The following is an 18,791-nucleotide window of genomic DNA, read 5'->3' as shown; positions in this document are numbered from 1 at the left end:
TGGATGTCCATGTAGTGATATGTATAGGAAGGTGAGAAATTGCGATATCTACTGACCGCACTCTTTATTCTTGGTTTGATTGTGTTCTTCGGATTTCTTGGCAGGATGATTCTGTCCATGCGAAAACAAAATAAAGTGTCGATAAGGCATGTGCTCCTAACGATGGCCAGCTTTGCTATTAGTGTAATCGGCATGTACGGCATGCTGGCTTTCCCTTCGGCAGATCCGCATTCCGGGACTGAACAAACAGCAGTTCACCGATCAGACGATGACATAACAGACAATGACTTAACAGACGAAAGAATGCCCCCTCGATCCCAGACTGAACTTCTAAGCCTCAACCTGACCACCGATGAATTCAAAAACAGGTTTAATATCGCCGTGGGCAAATATCGACTGAACGGGTTGAGCATTACCCACTTGAACAGAATCGAACCTAGAGCCCAAGAGACGGGTTCTTTTGAGTATGTATTCAATGAAGAATTACGGTTGGTTGGTGTCCTTAATGCAGATGAGCATGTGCAGGAGATTAGGTTGTACCGCACTGGGGATACGACTGAACCAACGGGTGGAATGCAATTAACTGCGATCGCCGCACTCATTCTCGCTACCAATAGCGAGTATACCTATAACGATGTACAAGACGTTCTTCAAGAAATTGGTCTATTGGATCGCGATGTGAATCAGCTTGATTTTGATGGAAAAACCGTTCGCAACGGATTGGAATATCGCTTCAGTATACAAGATCGGAATCACTCTACTTTTGAAATAACAGCTGTGAAGTGAGCCTCTTCTATCTTGCTAACTGAAATTCACTTTTTCTTTAATTTATTCTTCAGCGTTGCGATAATAAGGAGAAACAGCGGGACGATGAATTGAACAAAGATTGAATAGAACGGGAATCCCGTTACATTATAATGAGTCATCTCCATTGAACTAGGTACCCCCCAAAAAGCAAATATCACAATCAAGATCGCTAAAGGCCAGATGATTGGTCGATAATCCGAAAGATTCAGCCATTGGGCAGTCGATAGTGTAGCTACATAAAAAAACACTGTCGTTTTTAGAAAGACACCTGCAATCCAGACCCCCATGACGAAGGTCTCCAGATTCTCGAAGAAGCCAGCAATATTGGCATAGCGAGCGACATTCATCAGAGGAAAGACTTTGTTTGCCGTCATTGTACCCAGGACAAAGAGGACGATCAGATTCACAACGACCAATGTTATCATCACACCTATGACTGACAACATTCCATTTTTCATTCCTTTTTTCTGGTCTGCCAAGTAAGGAAGCAAAAATGTCATCATAAAGAATTCAGCGAACCACCCTGCTGGTGTAATTGCTCCTTTCAATGAAGGTAACACTCCCTTCTCGAACATTGGCAGGATGTTATACGGTTTGAAGTCAGGTGTTAAGAATATGGCTAACATAACGATTGGAAGAACAAAGAGCGGAAAAATGATTTGACCCACTCTCCCAATAACCTCCAGACCGCCATAAACACAAAATGCGCAAACGAGCACCATAGTTGCAATGATAACGATCTCCGGAGTTTGGGGAAGAAAAGAATTACTAATAAACATACTGTACATTCTTGTGATATCGCCGGTGCTTTCTGTGTAAAAGAATAACAGCAACAAACCAAACATTTTCCCCGGAATACGTCCAATGATTTTTGTACTATATTCAGTTACCGTTTGTTCTGGATAAGCCTTTTGTAATTGGACAGCAATATAAACGGTCATAAACCCCACTACAGATGCTATGATGGGGGAAAACCAAAAATCATTATGGGCATATCTCGCAGTAATCGATGGAACTGAAAGAATCCCTGTAGCAATGATGGTAGGATATAGCATCAACAACATTTGCAAAGCTGAGATTTTTCCCTTTTCCATGTTTGCCACTCCTTTGCGATTATCAATGAAAAGAGGTTATTACTTCTCCATGAATTGTCCAAATGGTTTAAAAATAGCTTCTACCCATGTCGTTGGCCCATTCATATATTTCAAATCAAACATGGACAACACTAACCCGAATAGTAGAAGGACTAAAAAGGCCCCTTTGTCTTTGCGTGGATAGTGTTTCATCCTTGGCCACTGTAGAGCGATAATCACCGTAATGATTACCATTGTGCTGAAAAAAGCTAACCATTGCATCTCTGATTCACCTCTCCTCTGACTCAACCGACTTATTCGTATATCCCAGCCCACCTATGTGTGCATCAATGACAAATTCTGTTTTCACCTCCGGAATGAATTCTTCCCATTGACCTTTTACTTTCTTCCATTGCTTAGGATATTTACGATGAAATCTTTTTCCCAAATATATAACATCCGCTTTCATCTTCTGCATTTCTTGAAAAGCTGAGCTTACCCGGCTCTTTATCGCTTCACCAAAGTCATACTCTACTTTCTTTAACGTTTTGGCATCACTAAGATTCAAATTTGTACCATTTTGAGCTATCGTTCCATCTGTTTTAATGTGTATAATGACTTTCCATTCCTCATCCTGTATCTTCGGGATCAGATGTACTTCAGTAGATATTGGAGTGACGGACAATTTCCCTTCTTCGTTTTCGGGAGTGAAACTGACCGTATAATCTTTGATCTCTCCTCTTAACCATAACAATCCTCTCGTTGTTGATCTTGACATTCTGCCAACCATTCGATCTTCCTGGCAAACGGCTATGCCATCCATTTTGGGTAATTCCTTAACCTCTCCAGAATTCCCCGCCTCCATTTTTGTGGTTAAATAGGGAATCGCTGCAGAACGATCTTCTTCAGCGATCATTTCGTCCAACTCCAGAAGTGTGACCTTCATGCCATATTCCATATTTGCCATTTTTCGAATAGCTTCTGCTGAATAGACTTCTAGAAGAGTAGATAGTTCAATCATATGTTTAGCCTTTCCTTGGCTGATAAAAATAAAAGATCGTTCTCTTGGTCTTGGGTCCCGAACCAAATAATCGAGATGATCCTGCAAGCCTTCTTTTGCTAGCTCTTCACCAAAAATAAACACTTTACATAAACCAAAAAAAATGTGACGCGGCAACTCGGACTGAAGCTTTGACAGAGCATCGGCTATATTCACTCCTTTGCTAGATTTGATCATCGTCTTCTCCTCACTCCCAGAGCCGCCACTCCCACTCCCGCCACCACTGCCACCGCTTATAGAGCTGGGTATGAGGACTTCGAGAGAGACATCCACTTGGCCATGATCACTTTTATCAAAAGCTGCTGAAGTAACAATAGCCAATTCATCGATTTCAGTTTGATCCCAGCAGCCCGTCAATACAAGAACAGCTCCAGCAAAGACGATAAATAGGAAGATAGCTTTATATACAGCTTTTTTTATCTTCAAGTTTTATCCCCCTCTAATTGCTGCTTGTCCTCTATTAATGCGCTATTCACTTGCGAGCTCTTATCCATCATCCAAAAAGGTGATCTCCACAAAACATCTTTTATTTGTTTCTTTCTGAATGGTGCTATTGGCTCCAAATATGGCATCCCAAACGACCTTAATGAACATAGATGAGTAATGACAATTAATATACCGAGTATAATCCCCAGCAATCCTAAGGTCCCCGCTAGGAGGATCAACGGAAAACGAAGAAAACGAATCGAATATCCGACAAAATAACGTGGAATAATAAAGGATGCTACACCTGTTACCGCCACTACAATAACCATGGGGGCGGATACCAGTCCGGCTTGAACCGATGCTTGGCCAATGATGAGCGCTCCAACAATGCTGACCGCAGAACCTACCTGGTTAGGAAGTCTAACCCCTGCTTCACGAAGAGCTTCTAGCATCAACTCCATAATGATCGCTTCTACTAGAGCAGGAAATGGAACACTCTCCCTTGCCGCAGATATGCTAATGAGTAATCGACCCGGTATCATCTCTTGGTGAAATGTAGTAATCGCTACGTAAAATGATGGAAGTAACAGGGTGACAATTAGGGAGACGTATCGTACCCAACGAATAATCGTTCCAACGATGTAACGTTCATAGTAATCATCAGGTGCTTGAATCATCGAGAAAAAGGAAACTGGTACGATTAATACAAATGGTGTTCCATCGGTCATGATGACGATACGACCTTCCAGTAAGTTGGAACTGGCTACATCAGGTCTCTCCGTAGACAAAATTTGTGGGAAGGGTGAATACGGATTATCCTCAATCATTTCCTCGATATAGTTACTTTCTAAAATAGCATCTAGATTAATGCTTTTTAAGCGAGTCTCCACTTCTTCAATTAATTGAGGTGAAGCAATTCCTTCAATATATGCAATGGCTATACTCGTTCTAGAATACTCACCAATCTTCATGGATTTTATTTTCAGCGCAGGGCTCTTAATAATTCGGCGTAACATCGAAGTATTCACCTGTAGAGATTCAACGAATCCTTCACGCGGCCCCCTGATCACCTTCTCTGCCTGAGGTTCTTCTATACTTCGTGATTCAAATTTGGTTAGTCCTAAAGAATAAGCGTAATTTTGCCCTTCAATTAACAAGATCGGTTTGCCTGTTGATATCGATTCGATGCAATCCGTTAATAATTTCACTTGATCCATCTGAGATACAGAGACCGTATTCTCGATAAATTCAACTAGAGACTCTGGTTCCTCCTTCTGTTCTCTCCGAAAAGGCGCCAGTACCTGTTCATCGATCAATGCGGTATCAGAGATTCCATCAATATATATAATCATTGCCCTGAGATTCGCCGTAATGTGAAAAGGCCGATAGACAACATCAGAACAATGATTGTAGATCGAACGAATCGTCTCTACATTGTTATCAAAGTTCTTTTCTAACGGATTTTGCATGTCAGGATTTTGGTTGCCAGCATTCTGTTTTTGTATATGATTTGTATTATTTTTTTTTGGATCTCCTAAGAGTTTTCGCACATTCCGAATCATGTCTCTCACCCCTTCTCCTTTTCCAATAAACCATTGTGTTTATTATCTCGGATCGAGGATTTTTTATACCTGAAATTTCTTCTGTTATCAATACCTACCTCCTGTGAAATTCGATTCAACAGACGATAAAAGGGAGTTGGATAAGTTATTTTCCATATGGGGACAGTATTCTAAAAACAGGAGGAAAGGAAATGTACCGTTGGTTTACTTTGTTACACTGTCTCTTATTGTTGACTATACCTTTGCCTGTCTCACAACCGTCCGAGGATCTGGTCCCTCTTATCGATGATCTTCGTAAAGGAGGTTTTATTCTTTATGTACGTCACGGGGAGGCAACTGTCGGAGAAGATCAACCGGGTTTAAATCTGACAGACTGTTCCACGCAAAGGAATTTAAGCGTGAAAGGTAAAGAACAAGCCAAAAAGTACGGTGAGGCCATTCGAAAACTGAATATACCTGTTTCTCTACCGGTAGAATCGAGTCCACTATGTAGAACTGTGCAAACTGCGGAAATTGCCTTTGGTACACCGAATGTAACTGTGAATCCGTTTTGGTTGAAAATATATGAACTCAGCGAGAACACCAATACGGCTGATACACAAAATATCGTTCAAACCTTCACACGCCAAGTTGAACGTTTAACTCCTAATCAGGCCAATAAAGTTATCGTAGCTCACTCTTTTCCCCCGGGTGTTGGTTTAGGAGAAATTCCGAGTATGGGCACAGTCATAGTTAAACCTCTTGGTAATGATAAAGGGTATGAAATTATTGGAAGATTGACTCTGGAGGACTTGCTACGATTGGCTCAGATCGACTAGTAACATGTTGCTGATTTATTTAAAGGTAAAAAAGTCCAATAACGTCAAGCAATGCACCAACGTCATGACCGATTTTTCTATTGAGTAAGTTTAGACATCTTTTTCAAAGCAATCTCTAAGATTTTGCTTCATGCACAACATAAATGAATGTACCCGCAAAGCATAATAAATAGGCTTCTCACAAAGTTCGAATTGAACTCGTGAGAAGCCTATTTATGAATTCATTGTGAGCAATCGGGTTTCTACGAAGAAAAACCTTTGCCACACAAGGCTTTTCAGCCCTTTATTACATCATGCCGCCCATTCCACCCATGCCGCCCATATCTGGCATAGCTGCTTTTTCTGGTTCTGGCTTGTCAGCGATAACCGCTTCAGTAGTCAAGAACATAGCTGCTACAGAAGCAGCGTTTTGCAGCGCAGAACGAGTTACTTTTGCAGGGTCAACGATACCTGCTTCGATCATGTTAACCCACTCGCCAGTAGCTGCGTTGTAACCTACGCCAACTTGCTCTTTTTTCAGACGTTCTACGATGACAGAACCTTCTTCACCAGCGTTAGCTGCGATTGTACGAATTGGTGCTTCCAGAGCTTTCAGCACGATGTTCACGCCTGTTTGCTCATCACCGGACAATGCTACGCCAGCTACAGCTTGATATACGTTCAGAAGCGCAGTACCACCACCGGATACGATCCCTTCTTCAACCGCTGCGCGAGTTGCGTTGAGGGCGTCTTCGATACGCAGTTTGCGTTCTTTCAATTCAACTTCGGAAGCTGCACCAACTTTAATTACAGCTACACCGCCGGACAGTTTAGCCAGACGCTCTTGCAGTTTTTCTTTATCGAACTCAGAAGTAGTCTCTTCGAGTTGAGTACGAATTTGGCTAACACGTGCATCGATATCGGATTTGTTACCCGCACCGTCAACGATGATTGTGTTTTCTTTGGTTACACGGATTTGACGAGCTGTACCCAGTTGTTCTACAACTGCAGATTTCAGATCCAGACCCAGTTCTTCTGTGATCAATTGACCACCAGTCAGAGCAGCGATATCTTGCAGCATCGCTTTACGACGGTCACCGAATCCTGGAGCTTTAACCGCTACAGCATTGAATGTACCACGCAATTTGTTCACAACCAGCATAGCCAATGCTTCGCCTTCGATATCTTCAGCGATCAATACGAGCGGCTTGCCTTGTTGAACGATTTTCTCAAGCAGTGGCAAGATGTCTTGCGTGCTGGAGATTTTTTTGTCTGTGATCAGGATATATGGATTGTCCAGAACAGCTTCCATTTTGTCCGTATCCGTGATCATGTATGGGGAGATGTATCCGCGGTCGAACTGCATTCCTTCAACCACTTCAAGCTCTGTAGCAAAACCTTTGGATTCTTCTACAGTGATAACTCCGTCTTTACCCACTTTTTCCATAGCTTCAGCGATCAGTTCGCCTACTTCTTCGTCAGCTGCAGAGATTGCTGCAACTTGTGCGATGGATTGTTTGGTTTCGATCGGTTTGGAGATGGATTGCAATTCAGCAACCGCAGCTTTAACCGCTTTGTCGATCCCTTTACGAATACCGATTGGGCTAGCGCCTGCAGTTACGTTTTTCAAACCTTCTGTGATCAGGGCTTGAGCCAGAACTGTTGCAGTAGTTGTACCGTCACCAGCAACATCGTTAGTTTTGGTTGCTACTTCTTTAACCAGTTGTGCACCCATGTTCTCGAATGCATCTTCCAGTTCGATTTCTTTTGCAATCGTTACACCGTCATTCGTGATGAGCGGGCTTCCGAATTTTTTCTCCAGAACCACGTTGCGGCCTTTTGGTCCGAGCGTTACTTTCACTGCGTTAGCCAATGCATCCACACCACGAAGCATGGAGCGACGAGCGTCTTCACTGAATTTAATGTCTTTAGCCATTTAAGAAAACCTCCCTAGTATATTGTGTAAAATGGTGTTGCTATATCGTTCGGTTAACCGATTAAATTTGAAATTAGTCGAGAATCGCGTGAATGTCGCTCTCTTTCATAATCAAATATTCTTTACCTTCGTATTTGATTTCTGTACCGGCATATTTGGAGAAAATAACGCGGTCTCCTTCTTTCACTTCCAGAGCTACACGTACGCCGTCTTTCAATGTACCCGCACCAACTGCAATGATTTTACCCTCTTGCGGTTTTTCTTTGGCGGAGTCCGGAAGTACGATCCCGAAAGAAGTCGTTTGCTCTTGCTCCAGTGGTTCTACCAATACGCGTTCACCTAAAGGTCTGATCATGAAAAATAGCCTCCTTTTGAAATTATATAGCCTTGCATTGTAGGTTGCAGCCATATGTATTAGCACTCGACAGTGTGTAGTGCTAACAACCAACTTTATGATACTCAACTTGAAGCATGATTTCAAGTCTTTTTGATGATTTTTTACGAGAAACTACGTTTGAATCTACACCTTCTCGGCCAATTCCCGGTTTGCACAGCTGGATGAATGTAACGTCGATATACTATTTATTTTACAAGATTCGTTGACTTGGTTACAAACTTCACCCTTCTCCATTGTATCCATTGCTCTGCATAATATGCCTGCATGTCCAGATCGGCTCTCATTTTCAAACGCAACCCAAAAACCCGGCGTAGAACGAAACGTCCTCACCGGGTCTTCTAAACGAACGAATGGTTAGTCTTTCCACTCGCATTCTATATTTCTTGCTCTCTATCCCGCATGCTGATTGTCATCCGCACGAAGATAACGGGCTTCAATCTCCTGGTCCGCTGCGAGCTGTTTGCGATACACAATGGCCGATAGAAACACACTGATCTCATACAACAGCAACAGCGGAATCATGACGAGTAGATCGGATATGAAATCTGGCGGTGTAATCACCACTGCAATAAAAATGAGCACAAAATAAGAAATTTTGCGCATTTTGCGAAGACGAATCGGATTCAGTATCCGCAGTCCTGTAAGAAACATAATCAGCAGTGGCAATTCAAACAGCAGAGATACCGGCAGCACGATGCCGAATAGGAAGCTGAAGTATTGTTTCATGCCGTACGTTTCAACAAGTCCCATCTTCTCGGTGATCGTGGAGGTGAACGCCAGCGCCATTGGAAAGATAATATAATACGAGAAGGCTACACCGACCAGAAACAGCAGGAACACATAGGGAACATACTTCAAAGAAGCCTTTCGCTCCTGCGGTCGCAAACCTGGGCTAACAAACTTCCATAATTGGTACACCGTAAAGGGCAATGTAATAATAATGGAAAAAAGTCCTGCAATCTTCATGTAGATGCCAATACCATCCCAGAAAGAGAAGGCATGGAGGACGAAGCCCTGAGCCGACTCCGCTTTAGTCAGATAACGATAGACCGGATCTGCTACGAAGAAACCTGCAATTAGTCCCAAAACAAAAATGCTTAACACATAGATTAGCCGCTTACGCAGCTCACTTAAATGTTCCGAAAGCGTCATTTCTTCATTTTGCTGCGTCATGCCTGCCTCCCCTGGAATTCAGCTTAAAATACAAAACCCTTCCGGCAGGAAGGGATCTCTCATTCATTGCATGAACCTTATTCCGGCAGGCGTTTATCCACAGGTTTCTCAGCTATTGTTGTTTCTGCTGCCAGCGGTTTCGCTTTTTCCTGCTCTTTGCGGCTGGAAGTATCATCGTCCGAAATAATATCACGTGCGCCTTCCTTAAATTCACGGAATGTACGTCCAACAGCCCGTCCCAATTCCGGCAGCTTGTTAGGCCCAAACAACAGCAATGCAAGCACAGCCAGCAAAATAAATCCTGTTGGTCCAATCGAATTAAACATTGATCTTCCTCCTTGTTTCAAGCTTTCGAAATGCGCATACCCGAAGTCACATTCATCAGATGTCTTAACTGTATTTGGATGTATGCCCATCATACCACAGATGTAACCACTTACATACCCTGTAAAATGTTATAATGGAACATATTTCTTCTACCGAAATTCAGAAGACAGCTCTTTCAACAAGGGAAAGGTGTTTCCTAGCGTAATACCACAGAATTTTGGGGAATGAACAGCCTTCCATTCATCCTACTGCTTGAATTGTCCTGTAACCATCAGAAGTGCCTCTGGAAGCTGATCCATAATGGCTGCCAAATGCTCGTGCACACCCTTTGGTGTCCCTGGCAGATTCACAATTAACGTACGACCACGAATGCCGCACACGCCGCGGAACAACATCGCGGAGCGATTTTTGCTCATTACACTGTACCTCATCGCCTCAGCCATTCCCGGAACTTCGCGTTCAATGACACGTCTCGTTGCTTCAGGTGTAATATCCCGAATTGCAAGCTCCGTGCCACCTGTTGTTAATACGAGATCGGCGTGAAAATAATCAGTCATCTCGATCAATGCCGCAATAATCTCATCAGGTTCGTCAGGAACGATCCGATACTCCACGATCTGACCTCCCAGTTCTTCCTCAACCAGCTCGCGTATGACTTGTGCACTTGTATCCTCACGTTCTCCACGGGCCCCTTTGTCACTGGCTGTCAGGATTGCTGTTCTCCACACCATAAAGATCACCCTTCTCTTCTATGAAAATAAATACTTATTATCGGTTGAAATCACCGTTTTTCCCTCCGCTCTTGGACTGGAGCATCGTCGGACCGATGATCATATCTTTTTGCATTGCCTTGCACATGTCATAGACCGTAAGTGCCGCAGCCGAGGCTGCTGTGAGGGCCTCCATCTCGACACCTGTCTTGCCCTCTGTCTTAACGGTCGCTTCAATATGGAGTTCATCCACTCCATTATCATGAAAACGGATATCTACACCATTCAGTGCAAGCGGATGGCACATCGGAATCCAGTCCGACGTTTTCTTCGCCCCCTGAATACCGGCAATCTGAGCAACTGCCAACACATCACCTTTACCAATACGCCCTAGGCGGATCGCTTCCAGTGTCTCCGGGTTCATCGTTACTTTCGTTACTGCTACAGCAGTTCGTACCGTAACCTCTTTACCGGAAATGTCAACCATTCGAGCCCGTCCCTGCTCATTAAAATGAGTCAACTTCCCGCCGGAAGCGTGACCTTGGTTTATTTCTGAGTTCAATCACATCACAACCCTTTATTCGATATGTAATATACCTTCGGGTGTTATCAACAGATCCAGACGCAGATCAAGCGGATCCATCGGGATCTCGGGCTCCAGCTGTCCAGGCAGTACCAGAGCTGCCATACGAGGTCTTTTCCCTTGCTCGGCACAATGCTTCTCTAGACGCTCTGCGAACCGGTCGTAATAACCGCCACCATATCCAATGCGCCCTCCTTGGAGGTCATACCCCAGTCCGGGGACAAGCACCAGATCCAGGTCAGGCCAGCTTTCGGGGTGCAACACTTCACAAGAGTCTTTAGGTTCAGGTATGCCCCAAATACCCGGTTCGATATCCTCAGTCCCTGTCACTCTCCGCAGTTCCATCCGAGGCGGATTAGCGAGTACTTTAGGCGCAAGCATGACATCCCCCTGTCTCCATCCCTCTTCGAAAACAAAAGCGGTGGATGCCTCACTTCCATAAGACAGATAGCTGAAAATAACTAGCGGCCCCTGCCTATGTTTGTTTTTAGTTAGCCGCAGACGGTCCATCTCACGTTTCAATCCTTCATTCATCTGCTTCATGGCTTGCGCTCGCATCTGTTCGTCCAAACGATTACGCAACGCTCTCAACCGGGATCGAAGCTGCTTCTTCTGTTCCGTATGATCCTGCTGCATAAGCTAACAAACCTCCTGTTGATCTGGAAGGTAAAAAAATATGATTCCACTGCAATTATATGTTAGGACAAGATGTCATCTGGATGATCAAGTTGAAATGATTCATTTTCTGCAAAATCCTCATGGTATAACATGTCTTCTTTCAGTTTATCATTGATTGCCCAAAAAGACTACAAGCCGAGGCGGTTCCGAATCGGTGCATTTGCTCTGTATTTCATGTAAACTGAGATGTAAGTGTTTAATCAAGAACTCGACGTATGGAGGAACTTAATTCTATGTTGCTGCAAGTATCCGGAATTATTAAACGTTTTGGTGTCGATCCGATCCTGGACGGCGTTAACTTACAAATATTAGAACGCGAACGCATCGGCCTGGTCGGTGTTAACGGTGCAGGTAAATCAACTCTGCTCAAAATCATAGCTGGCGAGATGTCCTATGATGGTGGACAAATTTTCAAATCCAAAGAAACAACGCTCGGTTATCTCGCGCAGAACAGTGGTCTGCAGTCTGACCGGAGCATCTGGGAAGAGATGATGCATGTCTTCGAACATCTCACCCAAACCGAAGCAGAACTAAGACAGATGGAGCATGATATTGCTGACCCTGCCCTGATGGAAGATGAGAAACAATATGCTGACCTATTGGAACGCTACGCAAGACGTTCGGACTGGTTCAAAGATCATGGCGGGTACGAGATGGAAACTCGCATTCGCAGCGTACTGCACGGGATGGGGTTCGGTGAATTCTCACCAGATACTCCGATTGGTACGCTCAGCGGCGGACAGAAGACGAGACTCGCCTTAGCTCGCATTTTGCTGCAAGCTCCCGATCTGCTCATGCTGGACGAGCCTACGAACTATCTCGATATCGCTACACTCACATGGCTTGAGGATTATCTCCGAGGATACTCAGGCGCGTTGCTCGTTGTCTCCCATGACCGCTATTTCCTGGATCGACTGGTAACGACCATTGTCGAAATTGAACGTCATCGCTCCAAAAAATATACGGGCAATTATAGCCGCTATATGGAACTGAAGGCCGCCGAGTACGAGAGTCAGATGAAACAATATGAGAAACAGCAGGATGAAATCGCAAAGATGGAAGATTTCGTACAAAAAAACATCGTACGCGCTTCGACGACGAAACGTGCCCAGAGCCGGCGCAAAGCATTGGAGAAAATGGATCGGCTGGACAAACCGCTCGGGGATCTCAAGAAAGCCCATTTCTCCTTCCAACCCGCGGTTATGTCCGGCAAAGAGGTGCTGCGTGTAGACCAGCTGTCTGTTGCGTATGATGAGGGCTCGCCGCTCTTCCGAAATGTCTCTTTTGATCTGCGGCGCGGCGAAACGGTTGCGCTCATCGGTCCGAATGGAATCGGCAAATCGACGATGCTGAAATGCCTTACAGGAAGTTTGCGTCCTGCAGAGGGGGATATTCAGTGGGGCACGAAAGTTCAGATTGGTTATTATGATCAGGAACAGACAGGACTCAACCCTTCCAATACTGTATTGGAAGAACTGTGGAGTGCTTATCCAGGTATGGAGGAAGCGCGCATCCGTACCGTACTCGGCAACTTTTTGTTCAGCGGTGATGATGTGCTCAAAAAAATCTCTTCACTCAGTGGCGGAGAAAAAGCCCGTGTATCACTCTCCAAGCTTATGCTGAAGGAAGCCAACGTTCTTATTCTCGATGAGCCGACCAACCACCTTGACCTCTTTGCCAAGGAAGTGCTGGAAGCCGCATTGATGGATTACGAAGGAACACTACTCTTTATCTCGCATGACCGATACTTCTTGAACAAGATGGCAGAGCGGATCGTTGAACTACATCCCGGTGGAACAGAACACTACCTTGGCAATTATGATGATTATGTGGAGAAAAAAGAGGAACTGGAAGAGATCGCCCGCGAGGCCGCCGAGAGTCGACAGTTATCTTCCAAATCTACTGCTTCATCAGCAGCAAGCACCCATTCCGGTGTAGTCGAGAAATCCGGTGCCGCATCCTTCGAAGCAGACAAACAAGCCAAACGCGAAGAACGAAACCGACAGCGCAGGCAGGAAGCATTGGAGGAGGAGATTGCCAAGCTGGAGACAGAGATAACGGCTCTGGAAGAGCAGATGGCTCTGCCCGAAGTTTATCAGGACTATATGAAACTTCAGGAGCTCCAGCAGTCCTTAGAAGATCACAAAGCCCAGCTCGCCAAGGCTTACGAGGAATGGGAAAACCTCGCCATGGGCTAGAATCATAATTCATAATTAAAATATTCCAGTGACAATGAGACCTAAATGGAGCGAATTGTTAACAAGATACTCCATATGCTTGATTGTCACTGAATAGCATATCTCGTCCAATCTGGATGAATAAGGCTCAGCGTTAGGAAACTACGCTGAGCCTTTTTTCTGTATAGCTAGCACTGTCATCTAGGAAGCGCAAAATATAGTTGGATGTAAACCTCCAACGTCAATCGTCATTTGAAGCGATTAGGGAGTTATTTTTTCCTTTTTGTCAAATCGTTGTGAATGACACATTTTTTTTTTTTGAAATCACTACCTTATTTTATCCACAAGAAGAGACATCCCTTTAAGACCCTTTTTATGTAATTATACATTGGCAGAATAGGATTTAGAGGGAAAAACCATATTTATCCACTATTTTATCCACTTTATCCACAACATTGTGGATAATACTATCGTATTCTATCCCCTATAAGCGCATGGTTTCGAAAACGTCTATAGCAGGACTTCACCTCAGTTACCCACAACTTATACTGGATATGTGGATAACTATAATCACACCTTGACATAATTCACTTTTTCATTATAGATTTTCGGGTCACCTTCGCCAATATCTGACGAAAGCAACCCTTCTGGCGTGGCGATAATAAGCCCAGCTTCTCTATTGTACAGACACCTCTTCATCTTCCGGGGATTCTGCTTTCAGTCCAGCTGCATTACATGCCGCAACATACGCCAAACCTGCGGCCATGACGATATCATGATGTGTCGCAGTCCCCCGGAATTCTCGTCCGGCACGTTCCACCGTGATTACAGCTTCCGCGCTAGCCCCTTCTCCACTACTCAACGCATGCATCTCCATGTCTACAAACGTAATATCATCCGATATACACTGACCAATAGCCTGAATCGTTGCATCTACAGGCCCTTTGCCTACGGCGGAATATGCATGTTCCCCTGCACTCGTGCGAATGCGGACGGCAGCCATCCGATCTGTCATGCTGCCCGCAGTCACCTGCAGCTCGACTAGCTCGTAGTCCTGTGCCGGGATGTTCATCGTTTGGCTTACCATCTGCAGCAGTTGATCATCACTCACTACTTTTTGCTGATCTGCGGTCACTTTGAACACTTCATACAGTTGCTCCATCTGCTGCTCATCCGGTTCAAATCCGTATTTGCGTACCCGATCCTTCAAGGCGTGACGACCTGAATGTTTGCCCAATATAATCATACTACGCGGAATACCTAGTGCTTCCGGGTCCATAATTTCATACGTATTACGGTTTTTCAGCAAACCATCCTGGTGGATGCCTGATTCGTGCTGGAACGCATTGCGTCCCACAACCGGTTTATTGTAGGCAATCGGAAAATGCATGGCCCGGCTAATCTGGCGAGAGGTCTCATACAGCTGATTCAGCTTGATGTTGGTCGTCGCCCCAATCACATCACCACGCGTCTCCAGCGCCATAATCAGCTCTTCCAGTGCACAATTACCCGTTCGTTCTCCAATTCCATTGATCGTCACTTCAATCTGTGAAGCCCCATTCGCGATGGCAGCCAGACTGTTCGCCACAGCTAATCCCAGATCGTTATGACAGTGAGCACTATAGCGGACACGATCGCCGCCTCTTGCTCCCTCACGTACTCGTCGGAACATCTCCCCGTACTCATGCGGCAGTGCGTACCCCACCGTATCCGGCAGATTAATAATGCTTGCACCTGCTTCAATGGCTACCTCTATCATTTCAATCAGATCATCGATCTTGGTACGCGCCGCATCCATTGCGGTGAATTCCACCGTATCCGTAAACTGACGAGCGTAGGAAACCATCTCTCTTGCGGTAGCCACCACTTCACTACGCGGACGACGCAACTGGTGTTCAATATGAATATCGGAAGAAGATATGAACAAGTGGATTCGTCGCCGAGCTGCATCTGCCGTTGCTTTCACCGCTGCATCGATGTCTCCTCTGACTGCACGCGCGAATCCGCAGATTTCGACTTGCTGCAATTGTCTTGATATCGCCTGAACTGCTGCAAATTCTCCTGGACTGGAGATTGGGAATCCTGGCTCAATGACGTCAATGCCTAGCGCAGCCAACTGGTGAGCCAGTTCTATCTTTTGCTCAGGATGAAGACTGGCTCCAGGCGCTTGTTCTCCATCGCGCAGCGTTGTATCAAAAATTTCAATCATGCGTTTATTCGGATTGGTGGTCATACGATTCAGCCTCCATTATTTTAGGATATCCCGTGCGGCTGGTTCATTATGAACCAGAATCAACTTCCGACTTGCACGAGACGGACGAGACGGACGAAAAAGACGAAAGGGACGAAATTATACTTTCTTTCTCAGCTCACTTCTGCACTTGTACGAATGGTTTGTGAAAATATATCCTCCGGTGTTGGTTCAAAGTGTACGTCGACTTACACTCTGAATTATTCTGATGTCGACTGATGCACCATGCATCCCATATGGTTGTTTCATTTGCCCACCCTGCTGCCGGCAGCAAAAACAAATAACCCGCCATCTCATCAAAGAGACGGCGGGTTATTCTCCCCTCCGCGGTACCACTCTCGCTTGATCGCCCAGCCTGCGCTGGTGCCATCCACCTCGTGTTCTCCAAAAAGTCCATTAGACTCACCCTAACTACGGCGGAACCGTAACAATTCAGAGAAACACCCTGTAACGGGGGTTAGCCGTTGCTATGTACACATGAGTTGACACCGTCTCGTTTAGTGAGGTGCACGCTCTACCTCTTCTCATGTTTCCAAAGCTCTGTTCCCGGGCGAGATTCAAACGATTCCAGCCACTGCGTCGCACCACCCCGCAGCTCTCTGAGCGCCTTTGTCATTCTACTGCTCCCGTTCATTACCTTTGTTGATATGACATTTATTGTTACATTGACGAAAAAATAAAAATCAAAAAAGCCTGCCCTCTCCTGCATCATGCAAGAGACGACAGGCTGTTCACCTTCGCGGTACCACTCTTGTTGACTCTCATTCCGTGGCCACTTTATCCGTATCCTGCGCATGCTGCACACGACAACGACAAAATGATTCGGTCTGAAAATCCCCTTAGTATTGTATATCGATCCCACACTTCGTATTTATCGTAACGGAAGTCTTCTCCGTTTCGCTTCAATCCTAAGTTCGATCGATAACAATGGCCCTTTCACGGAGGCAACCCGTAACGATATACTCTGGCTGATTCAATCTTCTACTTCCTTTATAGAACAGCCGCGTTCCATCGTTCCGCTTCCAGGTGAGTTTCAGGTGTCCTTCGTCTGCGTTGCACCATTCCGCAGCTCTCTATGACCGGGAGTAACCTTACTGTTCCTGTTCATTGCGTTTATCAGTTTAGGAAATGAATCCTGCTTAAATTTGTAACTAATATACATTCTTCGCCAACCGCTGTCAACCATACATCCCAAAAATGAAAAAATCTCTTTCCAAAACACACTACACTAAATTCGAACTCCACAACATTCTATGCTTCAAGACTGTACCGACCAAGCTTCCAAAGAAAGTCCCGGGTCTGCCTTCGCGTCAAAATTAGTCCCCTCGCCGCGAATCCATTTCAGATGTGCCGCTGCGCCAATCATAGCTGCATTATCCGTACAATACTCCATTGGCGGAATGACCAGCTCCAGCCCTTCCTTCGCGCAGCGTTCCTGCAAAGCTGTCCGCAAGCCACGATTGGCTGCAACCCCGCCGCACAGAAGTAACTGACGTGATCCGTATTCACGAACAGCACGTACCGCTTTTTCCACGAGCACTTCAACGACTGCTTCCTGAAAACCACGTGCTACCGCAGACGGCTCCAGTGTTTCACCACGCATCTTGGCTTGATTCAACGCGTTCAATACCGCTGATTTCAATCCGCTGAGACTGAAGTCATACGAACCTGCTTCAAGCCATACTCGTGGCAGGGGAACAACGTCCTCAGCCTCGGATGCCATCCGGTCTACATGCGGGCCCCCCGGATAAGGACAGCCCAGAGCACGAGCCACTTTGTCATAGGCTTCACCAACAGCATCGTCCCGTGTACGGCCGATCAGCTTGAACTTGCCTTCGGATTCCAGATGTACAAGCTCTGTATGTCCGCCAGATACGACGAGAGCCATCGCCGGATATTGCAGTTCACGCACAAGGCGATTCGCATAAATATGCCCGGCTATATGATGGGTGCCGATCAGCGGTTTGCCCAGTGCCATGGCCAGCGTTTTGGCTGCTACGATGCCCACCAGTAGTGCACCGACCAATCCAGGTCCTTGGGTGACCGCAATTGCGCTCAAATCACGCGGACGAATGCCGGACTGCTCAATGGCCTGCTCCAGCATCAGCGTGATCACTTCAACGTGCTTACGCGAAGCCACCTCCGGTACAACGCCGCCAAATGCTTTATGTGTTTCAATCTGACTCGAGATCAGATTCGACAGCACCTCACGCCCATCTTTAACAACGGCTACCGATGTTTCATCACAGCTTGTCTCAACCGCCAGAATATAGGATGGGGCATAGCCTTGTTGATTATCTATAAGATCGTTCATGAATCCTGTACGCTTCCTTCCTCTTCGCCGCTCCGGCTCACAGGCGGCAGTGCCGCCCACATGATCATTGCATCCTCTCCATTATCGGAGTAATACCCTTTGCGCAGACCAGCCGATTCAAACCCTTTTTTCTGATACAAATTCTGAGCTACAATATTCGACACTCTGACTTCCAGTGTCATTCGCTCCATCCCGAGATACGCTGCCGTTTTCATTAGCTCATCCAGCAACTTCTCACCAAGCTTGCGGCCCTGGTATGCTTTTCTCACGGCAATATTGGTAATGTGGGCTTCGTCCATAATTGTCCACATGCCTGCATATCCAATGGGAATCCCATCCAGTTCCATGACCATATATTTAGCAAAATGATTATGGTTTAATTCATTGTGAAAAGCCTCTTCCGTCCAAGGGAGGGTAAATGCCTCATGCTCGATCTCCATCACGCCCGGAATATCCGCTACCGTCATGAGTCTGAACTGAAACATGGTGTCCTGTCCTTCGTTCGCAACGTTCTCCATCC

General features: G+C 45.6%; 17 protein-coding genes and 1 other annotated feature. Of the genes, 3 read left to right on the top strand and 14 right to left on the bottom strand.

Going from position 1 to position 18,791, the window contains the following annotated elements; all coding sequences use genetic code 11:
* The first annotated feature begins 39 nt into the window (after nt 1–39).
* Entirely contained in the window at nt 40–786 is a 747-nt protein-coding gene (locus tag PQG66_RS17225) for a hypothetical protein (RefSeq protein WP_272038969.1), read from the top strand.
* Between the two features lie 26 nt (nt 787–812).
* On the opposite strand, the gene PQG66_RS17220 is transcribed toward PQG66_RS17225, so the two are convergent.
* From PQG66_RS17220 to PQG66_RS17205, 4 genes are read right to left on the bottom strand one after another with little or no spacing between them, the layout of a single operon-like run.
* Entirely contained in the window at nt 813–1,901 is a 1,089-nt protein-coding gene (locus PQG66_RS17220; protein ID WP_272039195.1) for a GerAB/ArcD/ProY family transporter, read from the bottom strand.
* 39 nt (nt 1,902–1,940) lie between these two features.
* On the bottom strand, nt 1,941–2,162 hold the full coding sequence (locus PQG66_RS17215) for a hypothetical protein (RefSeq protein ID WP_272038968.1): 222 nt from the start codon (nt 2,160–2,162) through the stop codon (nt 1,941–1,943).
* A gap of 7 nt (nt 2,163–2,169) precedes the next feature.
* Nucleotides 2,170–3,366 carry a Ger(x)C family spore germination protein gene (locus tag PQG66_RS17210; protein WP_272038967.1) on the bottom strand — a complete coding sequence of 399 codons (1,197 nt, stop codon included), beginning with the start codon at nt 3,364–3,366 and terminating at the stop codon, nt 2,170–2,172.
* Nucleotides 3,363–4,835: a spore germination protein gene (locus PQG66_RS17205; RefSeq protein WP_272038966.1), complete on the bottom strand. Its 1,473-nt coding sequence runs from the start codon at nt 4,833–4,835 to the stop codon at nt 3,363–3,365. Before PQG66_RS17205 ends, PQG66_RS17210 begins: the two co-directional genes overlap by 4 nt.
* Before the next feature lie 284 nt (nt 4,836–5,119).
* On the opposite strand from PQG66_RS17205, the gene PQG66_RS17200 reads away from it, so the two are divergent.
* Complete coding sequence (locus PQG66_RS17200; protein ID WP_272038965.1) at nt 5,120–5,746, top strand: histidine phosphatase family protein; 627 nt, start codon at nt 5,120–5,122, stop codon at nt 5,744–5,746.
* Between the two features lie 286 nt (nt 5,747–6,032).
* On the opposite strand, the gene groL is transcribed toward PQG66_RS17200, so the two are convergent.
* The 7 genes from groL to PQG66_RS17165 form a co-directional block, all read right to left on the bottom strand.
* Nucleotides 6,033–7,661 (bottom strand): chaperonin GroEL, encoded by a 1,629-nt coding sequence (gene groL / locus PQG66_RS17195; protein ID WP_272038964.1) that lies wholly within the window; start codon nt 7,659–7,661, stop codon nt 6,033–6,035.
* A 73-nt stretch (nt 7,662–7,734) separates the two neighbouring features.
* Nucleotides 7,735–8,016 carry a co-chaperone GroES gene (gene groES, locus PQG66_RS17190; RefSeq protein WP_272038963.1) on the bottom strand — a complete coding sequence of 94 codons (282 nt, stop codon included), beginning with the start codon at nt 8,014–8,016 and terminating at the stop codon, nt 7,735–7,737.
* Nucleotides 8,017–8,448: 432 nt separating this feature from the next.
* Nucleotides 8,449–9,231, bottom strand: a complete 783-nt coding sequence (tatC, locus tag PQG66_RS17185; protein WP_272038962.1) for a twin-arginine translocase subunit TatC — start codon at nt 9,229–9,231, stop codon at nt 8,449–8,451.
* Nucleotides 9,232–9,308: 77 nt separating this feature from the next.
* Complete coding sequence (locus PQG66_RS17180) at nt 9,309–9,557, bottom strand: twin-arginine translocase TatA/TatE family subunit (RefSeq protein ID WP_272038961.1); 249 nt, start codon at nt 9,555–9,557, stop codon at nt 9,309–9,311.
* A 246-nt stretch (nt 9,558–9,803) separates the two neighbouring features.
* A complete protein-coding gene (locus PQG66_RS17175; RefSeq protein WP_017690080.1) occupies nt 9,804–10,289 on the bottom strand; it encodes a MogA/MoaB family molybdenum cofactor biosynthesis protein in 486 nt (161 codons plus the stop codon).
* Between the two features lie 37 nt (nt 10,290–10,326).
* Complete coding sequence (gene moaC, locus PQG66_RS17170; protein WP_272038960.1) at nt 10,327–10,830, bottom strand: cyclic pyranopterin monophosphate synthase MoaC; 504 nt, start codon at nt 10,828–10,830, stop codon at nt 10,327–10,329.
* Between the two features lie 15 nt (nt 10,831–10,845).
* Nucleotides 10,846–11,487 carry a 5-formyltetrahydrofolate cyclo-ligase gene (locus PQG66_RS17165; RefSeq protein WP_272038959.1) on the bottom strand — a complete coding sequence of 214 codons (642 nt, stop codon included), beginning with the start codon at nt 11,485–11,487 and terminating at the stop codon, nt 10,846–10,848.
* 275 nt (nt 11,488–11,762) lie between these two features.
* Here PQG66_RS17165 and PQG66_RS17160 point away from each other — a divergent pair, with 275 nt between their 5' ends.
* Entirely contained in the window at nt 11,763–13,727 is a 1,965-nt protein-coding gene (locus PQG66_RS17160) for an ABC-F family ATP-binding cassette domain-containing protein (protein WP_272038958.1), read from the top strand.
* A 655-nt stretch (nt 13,728–14,382) separates the two neighbouring features.
* Here the strand turns inward: PQG66_RS17160 and PQG66_RS17155 are convergent.
* The 3 genes from PQG66_RS17155 to rimI form a co-directional block, all read right to left on the bottom strand.
* Nucleotides 14,383–15,939: a 2-isopropylmalate synthase gene (locus PQG66_RS17155; RefSeq protein WP_272038957.1), complete on the bottom strand. Its 1,557-nt coding sequence runs from the start codon at nt 15,937–15,939 to the stop codon at nt 14,383–14,385.
* A gap of 315 nt (nt 15,940–16,254) precedes the next feature.
* Nucleotides 16,255–16,600 (bottom strand) — a binding site (T-box leader).
* Between the two features lie 615 nt (nt 16,601–17,215).
* Nucleotides 17,216–18,271: a tRNA (adenosine(37)-N6)-threonylcarbamoyltransferase complex transferase subunit TsaD gene (tsaD, locus tag PQG66_RS17150; protein WP_272038956.1), complete on the bottom strand. Its 1,056-nt coding sequence runs from the start codon at nt 18,269–18,271 to the stop codon at nt 17,216–17,218.
* The gene (gene rimI, locus PQG66_RS17145) at nt 18,268–18,789 is read right to left on the bottom strand and encodes a ribosomal protein S18-alanine N-acetyltransferase (RefSeq protein WP_272038955.1); all 522 of its coding nucleotides are present in this window, start codon (nt 18,787–18,789) and stop codon (nt 18,268–18,270) included. Before rimI ends, tsaD begins: the two co-directional genes overlap by 4 nt.
* Between the last annotated feature and the right edge of the window lie 2 nt (nt 18,790–18,791).

Source organism: Paenibacillus sp. JJ-100 (assembly GCF_948329825.1).
GTDB lineage: Bacteria > Bacillota > Bacilli > Paenibacillales > Paenibacillaceae > Paenibacillus.
Note: the sequence above shows the minus strand (reverse complement) of the source record. Positions and strands in the feature narration are given on the sequence as shown.